This window comes from Anaeromyxobacter sp. Fw109-5 (genome assembly GCF_000017505.1).
GTDB lineage: Bacteria > Myxococcota > Myxococcia > Myxococcales > Anaeromyxobacteraceae > Anaeromyxobacter.
Window position 1 is genome coordinate 3,706,129 of the sequence record NC_009675.1, and the last position, 15,852, is coordinate 3,721,980.

General features: G+C 73.1%; 10 protein-coding genes. 3 read left to right on the forward strand and 7 right to left on the reverse strand.

Annotated elements, in window-relative coordinates:
- Positions 1–226: 226 nt before the first annotated feature.
- On the reverse strand, positions 227–1,558 hold the full coding sequence (locus ANAE109_RS16255) for a hypothetical protein (protein WP_041448427.1): 1,332 nt from the start codon (positions 1,556–1,558) through the stop codon (positions 227–229).
- Between the two features lie 125 nt (positions 1,559–1,683).
- Between ANAE109_RS16255 and ANAE109_RS16260 the strand changes: the two genes are divergently transcribed.
- Entirely contained in the window at positions 1,684–4,122 is a 2,439-nt protein-coding gene (locus tag ANAE109_RS16260) for a GNAT family N-acetyltransferase (RefSeq protein WP_012097977.1), read from the forward strand.
- A gap of 56 nt (positions 4,123–4,178) precedes the next feature.
- Here the strand turns inward: ANAE109_RS16260 and ANAE109_RS16265 are convergent, their stop codons facing one another.
- Both ANAE109_RS16265 and ANAE109_RS16270 read right to left on the reverse strand, forming a co-directional pair.
- On the reverse strand, positions 4,179–5,132 hold the full coding sequence (locus ANAE109_RS16265; protein ID WP_012097978.1) for an electron transfer flavoprotein subunit alpha/FixB family protein: 954 nt from the start codon (positions 5,130–5,132) through the stop codon (positions 4,179–4,181).
- Between the two features lie 17 nt (positions 5,133–5,149).
- On the reverse strand, positions 5,150–5,947 hold the full coding sequence (locus tag ANAE109_RS16270) for an electron transfer flavoprotein subunit beta/FixA family protein (RefSeq protein ID WP_041449310.1): 798 nt from the start codon (positions 5,945–5,947) through the stop codon (positions 5,150–5,152).
- A gap of 151 nt (positions 5,948–6,098) precedes the next feature.
- Between ANAE109_RS16270 and ANAE109_RS16275 the strand changes: the two genes are divergently transcribed.
- On the forward strand, positions 6,099–7,157 hold the full coding sequence (locus tag ANAE109_RS16275; RefSeq protein ID WP_012097980.1) for an AraC family transcriptional regulator: 1,059 nt from the start codon (positions 6,099–6,101) through the stop codon (positions 7,155–7,157).
- A gap of 21 nt (positions 7,158–7,178) precedes the next feature.
- Here the strand turns inward: ANAE109_RS16275 and ANAE109_RS16280 are convergent, their stop codons facing one another.
- From ANAE109_RS16280 to ANAE109_RS16295, 4 genes are all read right to left on the reverse strand, one after another.
- Positions 7,179–8,975: an acyl-CoA dehydrogenase gene (locus tag ANAE109_RS16280; protein ID WP_012097981.1), complete on the reverse strand. Its 1,797-nt coding sequence runs from the start codon at positions 8,973–8,975 to the stop codon at positions 7,179–7,181.
- A 103-nt stretch (positions 8,976–9,078) separates the two neighbouring features.
- A complete protein-coding gene (gene icmF / locus ANAE109_RS16285) occupies positions 9,079–12,372 on the reverse strand; it encodes a fused isobutyryl-CoA mutase/GTPase IcmF (protein WP_012097982.1) in 3,294 nt (1,097 codons plus the stop codon).
- Positions 12,369–14,072, reverse strand: coding sequence for an AMP-binding protein (locus ANAE109_RS16290; protein ID WP_012097983.1), 1,704 nt, complete (start codon positions 14,070–14,072; stop codon positions 12,369–12,371). Before ANAE109_RS16290 ends, icmF begins: the two co-directional genes overlap by 4 nt.
- Before the next feature lie 342 nt (positions 14,073–14,414).
- On the reverse strand, positions 14,415–15,029 hold the full coding sequence (locus ANAE109_RS16295) for a methyltransferase domain-containing protein (RefSeq protein ID WP_012097984.1): 615 nt from the start codon (positions 15,027–15,029) through the stop codon (positions 14,415–14,417).
- A gap of 257 nt (positions 15,030–15,286) precedes the next feature.
- Between ANAE109_RS16295 and gpt the strand changes: the two genes are divergently transcribed.
- Complete coding sequence (gpt, locus tag ANAE109_RS16300) at positions 15,287–15,847, forward strand: xanthine phosphoribosyltransferase (protein ID WP_012097985.1); 561 nt, start codon at positions 15,287–15,289, stop codon at positions 15,845–15,847.
- Positions 15,848–15,852 lie beyond the last annotated feature (5 nt).

The following is a 15,852-nucleotide window of genomic DNA, read 5'->3' on the forward strand; positions in this document are numbered from 1 at the left end:
TCCTCGGCGTGGACCGATCGGACGGGCGCGCTCCGATCCGGGGCCGCGAGGCGGCCTCCGAGAATCTCGGTCCGCCACCCGCGCCGCGGTAGGCCGGCTCGTACCGTGCGGCCTGCCGACGCTGGGGGCGGGACGGCGCCGCCCTCGGCCGAGCGCTCCTGGGCGTCCCGCGAGGTCGGGACCAAGGTTTCGCGGCTTCACCGGTGGTCGCGCGCGAGCGCGGCCTTCACAACACGCCGTCGATGGTCACGACGTCCACCAGTCCCGAGACCTGGTAGAGCGCGGGGATCACCTTCTCGGGCCGGTGGCGCCGTCTGAGCTCTCCGACCTTCTCGGTGCCGGCTCGGTAGCACGGCAGGTACATGCGCCCGTTGAGCGGGTGGCGGCCCCAGGCGCCCGAGAGCTTTCCGGCGCGCTCCTCGGAGCACAGGTACTCGCCCCGGAGCACCCGGGCGACCTCGTCCTGCGGCCGGCGCTCCTCCCACGTGAGCCAGGACGCCTGGTTCTTCGCGTCGTCCTGGAGGAGCGCCAGCAGGGAGCCGATCTGCAGGTCCGGGTCCTGCAGCTCGGAGACCTCCGTCGCGCCGAAGGCCATCAGGAGGGCGTGGTTGGCGAGCCCCTCGGACAAAGCCGCGCCCCGCGTGTTCATGGTCAGCACGGTCGCCTCGAAGCCGAGCTTCCCCTGGACGTGGAGCGCCTGGGCGAGCGCGAAGTTGGTCACGTGTCCGGGCACTACCTCGTGCGCGACGAGGTTCACGAGCTCGGGCACCGAGATCTCGAGCGCCGCGTTGATCTCGTAGGTCGCCTCGTAGCGCGGCGAGCCGTCCCGGTTGCGGGCCCGGCCGACGTAGTTCATCGAGCCCGAGAACCAGGCGTTCTCGACGAGCAGGAACTCGACGTTCGCGCGCGGGACGGCGTGGAGCGCGGCCGGCAGGTGCGGCACCACGTGCCTGCGGGTGCCCTCCTCGAGCTGGGAGATGAAGCCGTCGGCGAGGAGCTTGATCGCCTTGCGCGGGACCAGCCGCTCGCCGCGCCAGGCGTCGACCGCCTCGAGCAGCCGCGCCGGCTCGGCCGGCACCCCGAGCAGCTTCGCGAGGAGCTGCCGCTTCGGCTCGGGACGCGAGGGCGCGGGAGGCGTCCCGGTCGCGGCGACCACGCAGCGCTCGTAGGGCACCTCCTGCCCGCGCCCGCGCAGCTCCTCGGCGAGCTCCCACATGACGCGGAGGGACTCGCCCTGTCCGACGAGGAAGGCGCCGCGCAGCCCGCCGAGCTCGCGCCCCTGCGCGATCGCCTCGTCGATCGCCGCCGGCACGTCGACGGCCGCGAGGTAGGCTCCGACGGCGTCCTCGTCCGGCGACCGCGCGGCCACGCCGCCCGTCTCGCGCAGCCTCGCCGCTGCCCGGTGCGTGTAGGCCTCCGGGAGCGGCTCGTCCGAGAACCAGGAGTCTGCGATGAACCGCCCCGTACCGGAGGGGCTCATCACGTCGCCCCCCCAGAGCGTGTCGATCCCGAGGATCGCGGTGGCGAGGGTCCTCGCCAGCTTGGCCTCGTCGGGCATGTCTGCCGCCTCCGTGCGTTGCGGCGGACCATAGCATCGGGCGCGGGTCATGAAACGCCTGCTCCGGGGGGCGCGCGAGAGATCTGCGCCCACCGCTTCGGCTCCGGCGGAGGTAGCATCACGAGGTGCGCCCCCACCCGTTCGTACGCGTCTTCGCCCCTCGCGCGATCGCGGTGTTCGGGGCCGGCGAGCGCGAGTCGCCCGGCGATCTCATCCTCCGCAACGTGGTCGCGGGCGGCTTCGAGGGGCCGATCCACGTGGTCGGCGAGGCGGCTGAGCTCCCGGCCGGCGTGCGGCGCTGCGCTTCGCTCGCAGAGCTCGAGGGCGAGGTCGACCTCGCCATCGTGGCCGCACCCCCCGCGTCGATCCCCGAGATCGTGGGTGCGTGCGCGGAGCGCCACGTGGCCGGGGCCGTGATCGCGGCCTCGGCCTCGGGCTCGGTCGGACCCGGCGAGCCGGACCCGGACGCCGCCGCCGCGCTCCTCGCGGCGGCACGGGGCGGCGTGCGGCTCCTCGGCCCCAACAGCGTCGGGCTCGCCCGGCCGGACGCGAGGCTCAACGCGACCTTCACGAGCGGGAGCGCTTCCCCGGGCTCCATCGGGCTCGTCTCGCAGTCCGGCGCCCTCTGCGCCACCGCGCTCGACTGGGCGGCGGCCCACCGGATCGGGTTCTCGGCGGTGGTCTCGCTCGGGGACGCGCTCGACGTCGACTTCGGCGAGGTGCTCGAGTACCTGGCGCTCGACCCCGCGACGAAGAGCGTCCTCCTCTACGTCGAGACGCTCCGCGCCGCGCGTCCGTTCCTGAGCGGCCTGCGCCTCGCGGCGCGCCTGAAGCCCGTCGTGGTGGTGAAGGCGGGCCGGCACGGCGCGGGGGCGGACGGCGCGCCGCCGGCCTCTTCGGACGACGCCTTCGACGCGGCGCTCGCGCGGGCCGGCGCGGTGCGGGTCGAGTCGATGGACCGGATGTTCGCCGCGGCGCGGCTCCTCGCGACCCCCCGCCCCGTGAGCGGCAACCGGCTCGCCGTCGTGACGAACGCCCGCGGGCCCGGCCTGCTCGCCGCGGATCGCGCCGACGAGCTCGGGGTCGTCGTCGCGCCGCTCGCGGACGCGACGCGAACGGCGCTCGACGCGCTCGTCCCGGAGAGCGCCCGCTCGAATCCGCTGGACCTCCTCGGCGACGCCGATCCCGCGCGCTACCGGTCGGCGGTGGAGCTCTGCCTCGGCGACCCGAACGTCGACGCGGTGCTCGCGGTGCTCGCCCCGTACGCGCGCTCGCTCCCGGCGGAGACGGCCGACGCGGTCGTGGCGGCGAGCCGGGGCGGGTCGAAGCCGATCGTCGCCTGCTGGATGGGAGAGGAGCTCGTGCGGAGCGCCCGCGCGCGCTTCGTCGAGGCGCGCCTGCCGGACTTCTCCTCGCCCGAGGCCGCGGTGGACGCGTTCGCGCTCCTCGCGAGCCACGCGCGCAACCAGCGCCTGCTCCGCCAGGTGCCGGGACCGCTCGCCCCGGACGCGATCCCTCACGTGGATCGCGCGCGCGAGCTCGTCCGCGCGGCGCTCGCGCGCGGGCACGACCGGCTCACCGCCGCGGAGCTCCGCCGGCTGCTGGCGGCCGTCGGGATCCGCGACCGCGACGCGGCCGGCCAGCGGGTCACGGGGACCGAGCTGTTCGTCCGCGTCGGACGCGACGCGCTCTTCGGACCGGTGATCCGGTTCGGCCGGGCGAGCGCCTCGGGGCCCGGGGGCGAGGCCGTCGTCGCGCTCCCGCCCCTCGACACGGCCATCATCCAGACGCTCGTGCGCACGAGCCGCATCGCCTCCGTGTTCACCGCGCCGGGGGGAATGACCGCCCCGGAGGTGGCCGCCTTCGAGCGCACGCTCTGGGGGCTCTCCGCGATCGTGAGCGAGCTGCCGGAGCTGCGTGAGCTCGAGATCGCACCCGTCGTGGTCTCGGGGGACGAGGTCTACGCCTCCGGCGCGCGAGCCTCCGTCGCGCCCGCCGTGCCCGAGGCGGGACGCTACGGGCACATGGCGATCCACCCGTACCCGACCGACGTCGGCGAGCGCTGGCGGCTCCCCGGCGGCGACACGATCACGGTGCGCCCCATCCGCCCCGAGGACGCGGAGATGGAGGCGAGCTTCGTGCGCAACCTCTCCGAGAACGCTCGCCACTTCCGCTTCATGATCGCGCTCCGGGAGCTCACGCGGGAGATGCTCATCCGTTTCACCCAGATCGACTACGACCGCGAGCTCGCCCTCGTCGCCCTGGTCGAGCGGGAGGGCAAGGAGACCCAGATCGCGGTGGCGCGCTACGCCAGGACCGACCCGGAGACCGCCCACGTCGCGATCGTGGTCGCCGACGCGTGGCAGGGCCGGGGCATCGGCGCGCGGCTGTTCCGGATGCTCATCGCGGCGGCGCGGGCGCGCGGGATCACCCGCCTCGAGGGGGAGGTGCTGCACGAGAACACCTCCGCGCTCGCGCTGATGGAGCGGCTCGGGTTCTCGATCCGCCGGGACCCGGAGAGCCCCGACCTCTGCCTCATCGAGCTGGGCCTGGCGGGGAGGTAGGCGGGAGGGCCGCCGCCGTCAGCCAGGGTTCATGGGGCGGGCGCGCTCCCGCGCGGTCACCTCAGCTTCGCCTGGAGCTCCGCCAGCGCCGGGAAGAGGTCGGCGACGAGGCCGTAGTCGGCGATCTCGAAGATGGGCGCGTCGGGGTCCTTGTTCACCGCCACGATCACCTTCGCGCCCTTCATCCCGGCGACGTGCTGCATCGCGCCGGAGATCCCGGCCGCGACGTAGAGCTCGGGCGCGACGACCTTCCCGGTCTGCCCGACCTGCCAATCGTTCGGCACCCAGCCCGCGTCGACCGCGGCGCGGGTCGCGCCGACGGCGGCGCCGAGCGCGTCCGCGAGCGCCTCGACCGGCTCGAAGTCGCCCTTCGTGCCGCGACCGCCCGCCACGATCGCCCGCGCCTCGGTCAGCTCCGGGCGCGCGCTCTTCACCTCGACGAAGCCCACGTGGCGCGTCCGGAGGCTCGCGGCGTCGACCGCGACGGGCGCGCGCCGGATCTCCCCCTGCCCTCCCCTGCGCGCGGGGGCGAACTCCGTCGCGCGCACCGTGAACACCTTCACGGCCGTCGCGAGCTCCACCTCCGCGAGCACGTTCCCCGCCCACATCGGGCGCCGGAACGTGAGGGCGCTCCCGTCGCCGCCGAACCCCACGACGTCCGTCGCCATCCCGGCCTCGAGCCTCGCCGCCACGCGCGGGAGCACGTCCTTGGAGACCGCGGTCGCGGCGGCGCCGACGTGCGTCGCCCCCAGCGACCGCGCGAGGTCGGCGACGACCGGGGCCCACGCCTCCGCGAGCGGGTGCTCGAGCACGGGCGCGTCCGCGACGTGCACCTCCACGCCGTGCGCGGCGAGCTCCGCCGCGGCCGCCTCGAGCCCGCTCCCGAGGAGCGCCGCCGCCAGCCTTCCCCCGGTGCGCGCCGCCAGCTCCCGTCCGGCCTCGAGCGCGTGCAGGCTCGCCCTCCGGAGGGTGCCCGCGTGCTGCTCCGCAACGATGAGAACGTTCGCCATGTGCGTTCCCCCTCCCGCTAGACCACCTTGGCCTCGTCGCGGAGCTTCCGGACGAGCTCGTCCACGTCCGCGACCTTCACGCCGCCCTCGCGCGCGGGCGGCGTCACGAGCTTCCTCACGATCACCTTCGGCGCGAGGTCCACCCCCAGCGTCGCGGCCGGCAGCTCCCGGACCTCCTTCTTCTTCGCCTTCATGATCCCGGGGAGCGACGCGAACCGGGGCTTGTTGAGCCTGAGGTCCGTCGTGACGACCGCCGGGAGGCGCACCTCCAGGGTCTCGACGCCCCCGTCCACCTCGCGCACGACGGTCACGCGCGTGCCGTCGGCCGACACGGCGAGCCCGGGCACCCGCTTCTGCTCGGCCTCGCTCTCGAGGCTCTCGCTCTTCGAGGCGAACGTCGCCTGGCCGAGCCCGAGCCGCTCCGCGAGGTACTGGCCGGCCTGGTTCTGGTCGTCGTCGATCGACTGCTTCCCCAGGATGACGAGGTCGGGCTGCTCCTGCTCGAACAGCCTCGCCAGGATGGCGGACACGACCACGGGATCGAGCGGGCCGTCGTGCCGGACGAGGATGCCCCGGTCGGCCCCCATCGCGAGCGCGGCGCGGAGCTCGGTCACCGACCGCTCCCCGCCGATGGAGACGACGACGACCTCCCCGCCGTGCTTCTCCTTGAGCCGCAGCGCCTCCTCGACGGCGATCTCGTCGAAGGGGTTCATCTTGTAGTTCACGCCGTCGGTCACGATCCCCGTGCCGTCCGGCTTGACCTGGATCCTCGACTCCGGGTCCTCGACCCGCTTCGCGGTGACCAGCAGCTTCAGCGGCATGCCGTCCCTCCCTCGCAGTCGAGGCACGACTGTAGGCACCGGCGCGGCGCCGGGCGATGCCCGGCGCGACCGGTCGGCTGGCGCTTTTTGCCAGTCATCCCGGCGGCGCAGTAAGATCCGGGGTCCCGAAGCGGCCTCCAGAGCGATGCAAAAGCACACCGTCTCCATGCATTTCGTGGGCGCCGCCGTCGCCGGGCTCTCGGGAGAGGCGCGCGCGCGGGTGCTGGCGTCCGCCGGCATCCCCTCGGAGCTCCTCGCGGCATCCCACGCGCGGGTGCCCGCCGAGTCCTTCTCGGCCCTGTGGCTCGCCGTCAATCGCGAGCTCGACGACGAGTTCTTCGGCCTCGATCGGCGGCGGATGAAGTGCGGCAGCTTCGCCCTGCTGTGCCACGCGGTGCTGCACGCCGGGAGGCTCGACCGCGCGCTGCGGCGGATGCTGAGGGGGTTCGCGGCGTTCCTGGACGACGTCCAGGCGGAGCTGCGCGTGGACGGGCCGGACGCGGTCGTCGCGGTCACGAACCGCATCGAGGCCGCCCAGGCTCGCCGCTTCGCGGACGAGACCTTCCTCATCATGGTGCACGGGCTGATGTGCTGGCTGGCGGGGCGGCGGATCCCGCTCACGATGGCGGAGTTCGCGCACCCGCGGCCCACCCACGCGCAGGAGTACACCGTCATGTACTCGCAGCGGCTGCGGTTCGACGCGGAGCGCACGGCGGTCCGGTTCGACGCGCAGCTCCTCGCGTTGCCCGTCGTGCAGAACGCCACCGCCCTGAAGACGTTCCTGCGCACCGCGCCGCAGTCGGTGTTCCTCAAGTACACGAACGAGGACAGCTGGACGGCCCGGCTGCGCCGGCGCCTGCGCGGGAGCATCGGCCGCGAGGAGTGGCCCCGGCTCGAGGACGTGGCGCGCGAGTTCCACGTCGCGCCGACGACGCTCCGCCGCAGGCTCGACGCGGAGGGGACGAGCTACCAGGGCATCAAGGACGAGCTGCGCCGGGACGCGGCCGTCCATCACCTGTGCGGCAGCCGCCTGAGCGTCGCCGAGATCGCCGCCTCCCTCGGCTTCCAGGAGACGAGCGCGTTCCACCGCGCGTTCAAGCGCTGGAGCGGCGTGCAGCCCGGGGAGTACCGCAGGCGGCAGGCCGAGCTCGGGCCGGGGCGGGCGGACGACGCGCCGCCCCCGCCCGCCCTGGCGCGAGGCTGAGGGCCGCGGGCGGCGCAGCCATCAGAACTGGTCGTCCTCGATGGCGAGCACCGCGTCGGCGCCCGAGACCACGGTCCGCGAGAGGCCCGCGGCGCGCACGAGCACGTGATCGGCGTAGAAGCGCGCCGTGGACACCTTGGCGCGGAGGAAGGCCGCCTCCCCCCGCCCGGCCTCGAGGTGCCGGTGCGCGGCCAGCGCGGCGCGGGCCATCTGCCAGCCGCCGGCCACGGTCCCGAAGAGCTCGAGGAACGGCACGGCGCCGACCGAGGCGCGGCGGGCGTCCTTGCCGTAGGTGGCGACGATGAACTGCACGGCCTGCTCGAGCGCGGCGACGCCCAGCCGCAGCCGTGCCGCGATCGCCGTGAGCGGCTCGCTCTCCTCCAGCTCGAGCTGGGTCTCGACCTCGCGCATCTCGCCCATCACGCGGCGGATCGCGTCGCCTCCGTCGCGCGCCACCTTCCGGCCGACGAGGTCCACGGCCTGGATGCCGTTGGTGCCCTCGTAGATCGAGGTGATCCGGGCGTCGCGGAGGAGCTGCGCCGCGCCGGTCTCCTCGACGTAGCCCATGCCGCCGTGGACCTGGATCCCGAGGGAGGCGATCTCGATGGCGCTGTCGCTGCTCCAGGCCTTCACGATCGGGATCGTGAGCTCGACGAACGCCTGGCTCCGCGCGCGCCGCTCCGCGTCGGGGTGGCAGCGCGCCGCGTCCATCGCCGCCGCGGTGACGCACGCGACGGCGCGCATCGCCTCGGTCCGCGACTTCATGAGCAGGAGCATCCGGCGGACGTCGGGGTGGCGGAGGATCGGGACCTTCTCCTTGCTCCGCGCGCCGAGCTCCGTCCCCTGGAGCCGCTCGCGCGCGTAGGCGAGCGCGGCCTGGTAGGCGCGCTCCGCGAGGCCGACCGCCTCGAGGCCGACCGCGTACCGCGCCTCGTTCATGGTGATGAACATGTACTCGAGGCCGCGGTGCTCCTCGCCGACGAGCCACCCGACCGCGCCCTCCCTGTCGCCGAAGGCGAGGACGGCCGTGGGGCTCGCGTGGATGCCGAGCTTGTGCTCGATCGACACGCACCGAACGTCGTTCCGGGGGCCGAGGCTGCCGTCCGCGTTCACGAGGACCTTCGGCACGACGAACAGCGAGATCCCCTTGACGCCCTCGGGAGCGTCCGGCGTCCGGGCGAGGACGAGGTGGACGATGTTCTCGGTGAGGTCGTGGTCCCCGTACGTGATGAAGATCTTCTGCCCCTCGAGACGGTAGCTGCCGTCGCCCTGCCGCACCGCCCGGGTGCGCACCGCCGAGAGATCGGAGCCCGCCTGCGGCTCGGTGAGCACCATCGTGCCGGTCCACTCGCCCGAGGTGAGCTTCGGCAGGTACCTGCGCTTCAGCTCCTCCGAGCCCTTCAGCTCGAGCGCCGCGATGGCGCCGCGGGTGAGCATGGGGCAGAGCGTGAACGCCATGTTCGCGCCGTTCCACATCTCCTCGACGAGCGCCGAGACGAGGCGCGGGACCCCCTGCCCGCCGTACTCGGGGTCGCACGACAGGGCGTTCCAGCCCCCTTCGACGAACTGGCGATACGCCTCCCGCCAGCCGGTCGGCGTCACGACCTCGCCGTCCCGGGCGCGCGCGCCCTCGCGGTCGCCCACGGGGTTGAGGGGCGAGAGGACGCCGGCGGCGAGCTTCCCCGCCTCCGTGAGGATCGCCTCCGCCACCTCGAGGTTCACGTCGCCGCAGCCCGGGAGGCGGGAGACCTCGTCCAGCGGGGCGACCTCACGCAGGACGAACTGCATGTCGCGGAGCGGGGGGGTGTATTCCTTCACGGGGAACCTCCATCAGCCGGGGCAGGAACGTTCGACCGGGGGGACTTCACTGCGAGAGTCATGAGCCGCACGCTCATCCGCGCTCCCTCCTCCGTGCGGCCCGTCACATGCTGCGCCGGTACTGCCCGCCCACCTCGAAGAGCGCGGCCGTGATCTGCCCGAGCGAGCACACCCGCACCGCGTCCATCAGGACCTCGAAGACGTTGCGATCCTCGAGGACGGCCTGCCTCAGGCGGCGCAGCGCGAGCGGCGCCTCGTCCGCGTGGCGCGCGTGGAAGTCCCGGAGCCGGTCGAGCTGGGAGCGCTTCTCCTCCTCCGTCGAGCGCGCCAGCTCGACGTGGCCGGGGACCGGATCGCCGTGCGGGTTCCGGAAGGTGTTCACGCCCACGATCGGGTACTCGCCCGTGTGCTTCAGCAGCTCGTAGCGCATGCTCTCTTCCTGGATCCGGCCGCGCTGGTAGCCCGTCTCCATCGCGCCGAGCACGCCGCCGCGGTCCGCGAGCCGCTCGAACTCGGCGAGCACGGCCTCCTCCACGAGCTCCGTCAGCTCGTCGATCACGAACGCGCCCTGGTTCGGGTTCTCGTTCTTGGCGAGCCCCCACTCGCGGTTGATGACGAGCTGGATCGCCATGGCGCGGCGGACGCTCTCCTCCGTGGGCGTGGTGATCGCCTCGTCGTAGGCGTTGGTGTGGAGCGAGTTGCAGTTGTCGTAGATCGCGACGAGCGCCTGGAGCGTGGTGCGGATGTCGTTGAACGCGATCTCCTGCGCGTGCAGCGACCTCCCCGAGGTCTGGACGTGGTACTTCAGCTTCTGGCTGCGCTCGTTCGCGCCGTACCGGTCGCGCATCGCCACCGCCCAGATGCGGCGCGCCACGCGGCCGAGCACCGTGTACTCCGGGTCCATGCCGTTGCTGAAGAAGAAGCTCAGGTTCGGCGCGAACTCGTCGACGTGCATGCCGCGCGCGAGGTAGGCCTCGACGAACGTGAAGCCGTTCGCGAGCGTGAACGCGAGCTGGCTGATCGGGTTCGCCCCCGCCTCGGCGATGTGGTACCCGCTGATGCTCACCGAGTAGAAGTTGCGCACCTGGTTGCGCACGAAGTACTCGGCGACGTCGCCCATCACCTTGAGGCTGAACTCGGTCGAGAAGATGCAGGTGTTCTGGCCCTGATCCTCCTTGAGGATGTCGGCCTGCACCGTGCCGCGCACGCTCGAGAGCGTGCGGGCGCGGAGCTCCGCCGCCTCCCGCTCCGTCGGCGCCCGCCCGTGCTCGGCCGCGAACCGCTCGACCTGCTGGTCGACGGCGGTGTTCATGAACATCGCCAGGATCGCCGGCGCCGGGCCGTTGATCGTCATGCTGACCGACGTCGCCGGGTCGCAGAGATCGAACCCCGCGTACAGCACCTTCATGTCGTCGAGCGTCGCGATCGAGACGCCGGAGTTCCCGATCTTCCCGTAGATGTCCGGGCGCGGGTCCGGGTCGCAGCCGTACAGGGTCACCGAGTCGAACGCCGTGGAGAGCCGCCTCGCGGGCATGCCCTCCGAGACGAGCTTGAAGCGGCGGTTGGTCCGGAACGCGTCGCCCTCGCCGGCGAACATGCGGGTGGGGTCCTCGTTCTCGCGCTTGAACGGGAACGTGCCCGCCGTGTACGGGAACGCGCCGGGCACGTTCTCCAGCATGAGCCAGGAGAGCCGCTCGCCCTCGTCCTCGAACCGGGGCAGGACGACCTTGCGGATCCTCGTGCCGGAGAGGGAGGTGTGCACGAGCCGGGTCCGCACCTCCCGGTCGCGGATCTTCACGACGTGCTCGTCGCCCGCGTACGCCTTCACCAGCTCCGGCCAGCAGGCGAGCAGCCTCCGCGCGGCGGGATCGAGCTTGGCCTCGCGGGCCTGCGCGAGCGGCTCGAGCGCCTCGGCGGCGCCCGGCCGCGCCGGGTCCGCCGCGAGCGCCATGCGCTGCGCCGCGCGGAGCTGCTGCGCCTCTCGCGCGAGCGCCGCCTGCTCGCGGGCGCGGCGCTCGTAGCCGCGGACGGCGTCCGCGATCTCGGCGAGGTACCGGGCGCGCCCGCCCGGCACGATCGGGGTCCGGGGCGAGCTGTGGCGCGAGGAGACGGCCGGCAGCCGGCCCTCCCCTGCCGGGAGGCCCAGCTCCCGCAAGCGGGGGCGCAGCGCCTGGTAGAGCGCGGTGACGCCGTCGTCGTTGAAGCGGCTCGCGGTCGTGCCGAAGACCGGCATCGACTCCAGCGGCCGGTCGAACGCGCCGCGGTTGCGCTGCACCTGCTTCGAGACCTCGCGCAGCGCGTCGGCCGCGCCCCGGCGGTCGAACTTGTTGATGGCGACGAGCTCGGCGAAGTCGAGCATGTCGATCTTCTCGAGCTGGCTCGGCGCGCCGAACTCGGGGGTCATGACGTAGAGCGGCACGTCGACGAGGGACGCGATGGCGGCGTCGCCCTGGCCGATGCCGGGCGTCTCGACGACGACGAGGTCGAACCCGGCGACCTTCGCGGCCGCCACCACGTCCGGGAGCGCGCGGCTCACCTCGCTGCCGGTGTCCCGGGTGGCGAGGCTCCGGAAGTAGACGCGCGGGCCGCGCGACCACGGGCCGATGGCGTTCATGCGGATGCGGTCGCCGAGGAGCGCGCCGCCGCTCTTCCGGCGCGACGGGTCGATGCTGACGACCGCGATCCGCAGCGCGTCGTCCTGGTCGAGGCGCAGCCGCCGGATGAGCTCGTCCGTGAGGCTCGACTTCCCGGCGCCGCCCGTCCCGGTGACGCCCACCACCGGCACGCGGCGGGTGCGCGACTGCGCGTGGAGCGCCATGACGAGCTTCGCGTCGGCGGCGCCGTCCTCGAGGGCGGAGATGAGCCGCGCGAGCGCTCGCCACGCCGCGTCGCCATGGCCGGTGATCTCCTCGAGCGTCCTCGGGGCGAGCGGCGACGGGCCGGCGTCGCAGCGCGCCACGATCTCGCCCATCATCCCGGGCAGCCCCAGGCGCTGCCCGTCCTCGGGGCTGTAGATCCGCCCGACGCCGTACGCGTGCAGCTCCCGGATCTCCGCGGGCACGATGACCCCGCCGCCGCCGCCGAACACCTGGATGTCCTCGCCGCCGCGCGCCCGGAGCGAGTCGACCACGTACTTGAAGAACTCGAGGTGTCCGCCCTGGTACGAGCTGACGGCGACGCCCTGCGCGTCCTCCTGCAGGGCCGCCGTGACGATCTCGTCCACCGAGCGGTTGTGGCCGAGGTGGATCACCTCGGCCCCCTTGTCCATGAGGATCCGCCGCACGATGTTGATCGCCGCGTCGTGGCCGTCGAACAGCGCCGCGGCGGTGACGATGCGGACCTTGCGCCTCGGCCGAACCTCGAGGACGGGTGCGAGCTCGCGGGGCGCGCTGGTCATGGACTCGCCTTCAGCTCGGGGAAGTCGTCCTCGAAGAACTCGCGCTCGCCGCGCGCCGCGGGCGACTCGTGCCGCTGCCTCTCGAGCCGGGAGAGCTCGGTGCGGCGGATCTTCCCGGAGATGGTCTTCGGGAGGTCGGCGATCTCGATGCGACGGACCCTCTTGTAGGGGGCGAGCACCGCCCGGATGTGCTGGAAGATCGAGAGCGCCAGCTCCCGGCTCGGCTCGTAGCCGTCCCGCAGCACGACGAACGCCTTCGGCACGGTGAGGCGGCGCGGATCGGGGCTCGGCACGACCGCCGCCTCCGCGATCGCGTCGTGCTCGATGAGCGCGCTCTCGAGCTCGAAGGGGCTGATGCGGTAGTCGGACGACTTGAACACGTCGTCCATCCGGCCGACGTACGTGTAGTAGCCCTCGTCGTCCACCGAGGCGACGTCGCCGCAGTGGTAGTGGCCGTTGCGCAGCAGGTGCGCCGTCTTCGCCGGGTCGTCCCGGTAGCCGGACATGAGCCCGACCGGGCGCTCCTCGAGCGACAGGCAGATCTCGCCCTCGCGTGCGGGCCGCTCCCCGTCGCCGAGCAGCGCGACCCGGTAGCCGGGCATCGGCCGCCCCATCGATCCTGGCTTCACCTTCTGTCCGGGCGAGTTGCCGATCTGGCAGGTCGTCTCGGTCTGGCCGTAGCCGTCGCGGATGACGATGCCCCACGCCTTCTCGACCTGGTCGATCACCTCCGGGTTGAGCGGCTCGCCCGCGCCGACGAGCTCGCGGAGCCTCACGGGGTAGCTCGCCAGATCCTCCTGGATGAGCATCCGCCAGACGGTCGGCGGGGCGCACAGGGAGGTGACGCCGCAGCGCGTGACGACGTCGAGCGTCGCCTTCGCGTCGAACCGCGCCTGGTTGTAGATGAACACCGTCGCGCCCGCGTTCCACGGCGCGAAGACGTTGCTCCAGGCGTGCTTGGCCCAGCCCGGCGAGCTGATGTTGTAGTGCACGTCGCCGGGCATCAGCCCGATCCAGTACATGGTCGAGAGGTGACCGACCGGATAGCTCGTGTGCGTGTGGAGCACGAGCTTCGGCTTCGCCGTCGTGCCGGAGGTGAAGTAGAGGAGCAGCGGATCGTCCGCGGCGGTGGGCCCGTCCGGAGTGAACTCCGGCGCCGCGTCGCGAGCGCCGTCGTAGGCGATCCAGCCGGGGCGCTCGCGGCCGACGACGATCCGCGTGTAGTCGCCCGGGAGCGCGTCGAACTTGCCGGCGTCCGTGTCGCCGACGATCACGTGCCGGACCTTGCCTCGCTCGAAGCGGTCCTCGAGGTCGTCGGTGGTGAGGAGGGTCGTGGCGGGGATGATCACCGCGCCGAGCTTCATGCAGGCGAGCATGACCTCCCAGAGCGGAACGACGTTCCCGAGCATCATGAGGACCGCGTCGCCCCGCCGGACCCCATTCTCCCGGAGGAAGTTCGCGACCTGGGCCGACCGGCGGGAGAGCTCGGCGAAGGAGAGCTTCAGCTCGTCGCCGCCGCCGTCGACGAGCCAGAGCGCGGGGCGCTCGTTCCCCCTCGCCAGCAGGTCGAAGTGGTCGAGGGCCCAGTTGAACCGCTCCAGGCGCGGCCACCGGAAGTCCAGGTAGGCCTGCGCGTAGTCGGTCCGGTGGGCGAGGAGGAAGTCTCGCGCTTCGAGGAAGGGCCGTGACGGGCTCATCATGGACGCACCTCGGTCGAATCGGGGTGGATGCGTCCGTGACTGTACGCGGCGCCGCCGCGGGGCAGCGATGCCCGAGGCGGCCGCGGCAGCTGGCTGTTTTTGCCACACCCCAACCGCGGCGTCGGGGTCGCGGCCGTCCCGCTCGGCGTGGGCCCTGGCTCCTCCTCGTCAGGCGCCGGGCCTCGCGGCGTGCACGTTCACGGCGCCGACGTGGTACTTCCGCGCGACCCTCTCCTTGGACGTCCCCAGGAACGGGTCGAACCGCTCCCGGAGCTCGACCCCCTCGAACCCGACGTCCGCGAGCAGCCACAGGAGCTCTGCCTCCGGCAGAGCGCCGCCGATTCAACCCGACCAAAGCTCGACGTCGTGTCGGATGGCGTCCGGCAGCTCCGCCGCGACCGCGATGTCCGCGTAGAGGAAGCGCCCGCCGGGGCGGAGAACCCTCAGCACCTCCGAGAAGGCGCGGCGCTTGTCGGGGGCGAGGTTCAGCACTCCGTTCGAGATCACGACGTCGGCCGAGGCGTTCTCGACGGGGAGCTCGAGGAGGTCGCCGCTCCGGAGCTCGACGTTCGGGAGCCCGGCTTCGCAGGCTGCCGCCTCCGCCTTGGCGAGCATGGCTTCGGTCATGTCGATGCCGACGGCCCGCCCAGCGGGACCGGCGGCGCTCGCCGCGAGCAGCAGATCCATCCCCGCGCCGCACCCGATGTCGACCACCGTGGCGCCCGGAGGCACGGGCGCGATGCGCAGCGGGTTCCCGACGCCGGCGAACGATTCGACCGCGAGCGCCGGGAGTCGCGCGAGCGCCTGGGGCTCGTAGCGCAGGAACGTCTCGGCGTACTCGGCGCCGCGGTGGAAGTGGAACTCGCCGTCGGGCGCCGACGCCACCCGCGAGTAGACGGATCGTATCTCGACGCGCAGCCGCGCGGTGTCCAGATCGACGGGGCAGGTGATGGCCATGGCGCCCTCCGGCGACGTGTCGCCGGAGCGGGTATGGTCCGCGTCCCCGGCCGCGGCAACGCGCCGCTGCTCCTCGGTCCATCCGGGTGGCGTGAATCGATCTCCGCCGCCGGTCGACGGTGCAGCCGCTCGCCAGCGCGATCGCCCACCGGCTTCTCTACCCCCCCCCCCCGAGCCAGCACCGGCCGGCGGGGCGGCGTCGCCCCAGGGGCGTGCTCGCGGTAGACGCCCGTCAGCCCCATCCGGTAGAACGCGCCATGGCGACAGAGTCGACCAACTCCTCCCCGGGCGAGGAGCGCGGCGCGGTGCCCTCCGACGAGGGTCCGTACAAGGACGAGATCGTCATCTCGTGGCCGGAGCTGCATCGCGACACGCGGTACCTGTCACGCGTGCTGCACGAGCGCGGTGACTGGAAGGGCATCATCGCCATCACCCGCGGCGGCCTCGTGCCGGCGGCGCTCGTCGCCCGGGAGCTCGAGATCCGGCTCATCGACACGGTCTGCATCGTCAGCTATGGCGCGGGCGAGTCCGGCGGCGCGGAGCAGAAGCAGGGCGAGCTCCGCTGGCTGAAGACGGTCCCCGGCGACGGGGACGGCTGGCTCCTCATCGACGACCTCGTCGACACCGGACGCACCGCGCAGGCGGTCCGGGAGCGGCTCCCCAAGGCGCACTTCGCGACGCTCTACGCCAAGCCGCTCGGGCGTCCCGTGGTCGACACGTTCGTGAAGGAGTTCCGGCAGGAGAAGTGGATCTACTTCCCCTGGGACATCGACTACCGGTTCGTCTCGCCGATCCGGCAGAGGCGCGTGACGGAGTGAGGGAC

Bases quoted from the DNA above. Each gene is read 5' to 3' on its own strand.
- ANAE109_RS16255 (WP_041448427.1), bottom strand. From the start codon at position 1,558: ATGCCCGACGAGGCCAAGCTGGCGAGGACCCTCGCCACCGCGATCCTC.
- ANAE109_RS16265 (WP_012097978.1), bottom strand. From the start codon at position 5,132: ATGGCGAACGTTCTCATCGTTGCGGAGCAGCACGCGGGCACCCTCCGG.
- ANAE109_RS16275 (WP_012097980.1), top strand. From the start codon at position 6,099: ATGCAAAAGCACACCGTCTCCATGCATTTCGTGGGCGCCGCCGTCGCC.
- icmF (WP_012097982.1), bottom strand. From the start codon at position 12,372: ATGACCAGCGCGCCCCGCGAGCTCGCACCCGTCCTCGAGGTTCGGCCG.
- ANAE109_RS16290 (WP_012097983.1), bottom strand. From the start codon at position 14,072: ATGATGAGCCCGTCACGGCCCTTCCTCGAAGCGCGAGACTTCCTCCTC.
- ANAE109_RS16295 (WP_012097984.1), bottom strand. From the start codon at position 15,029: ATGGCCATCACCTGCCCCGTCGATCTGGACACCGCGCGGCTGCGCGTC.
- gpt (WP_012097985.1), top strand. From the start codon at position 15,287: ATGGCGACAGAGTCGACCAACTCCTCCCCGGGCGAGGAGCGCGGCGCG.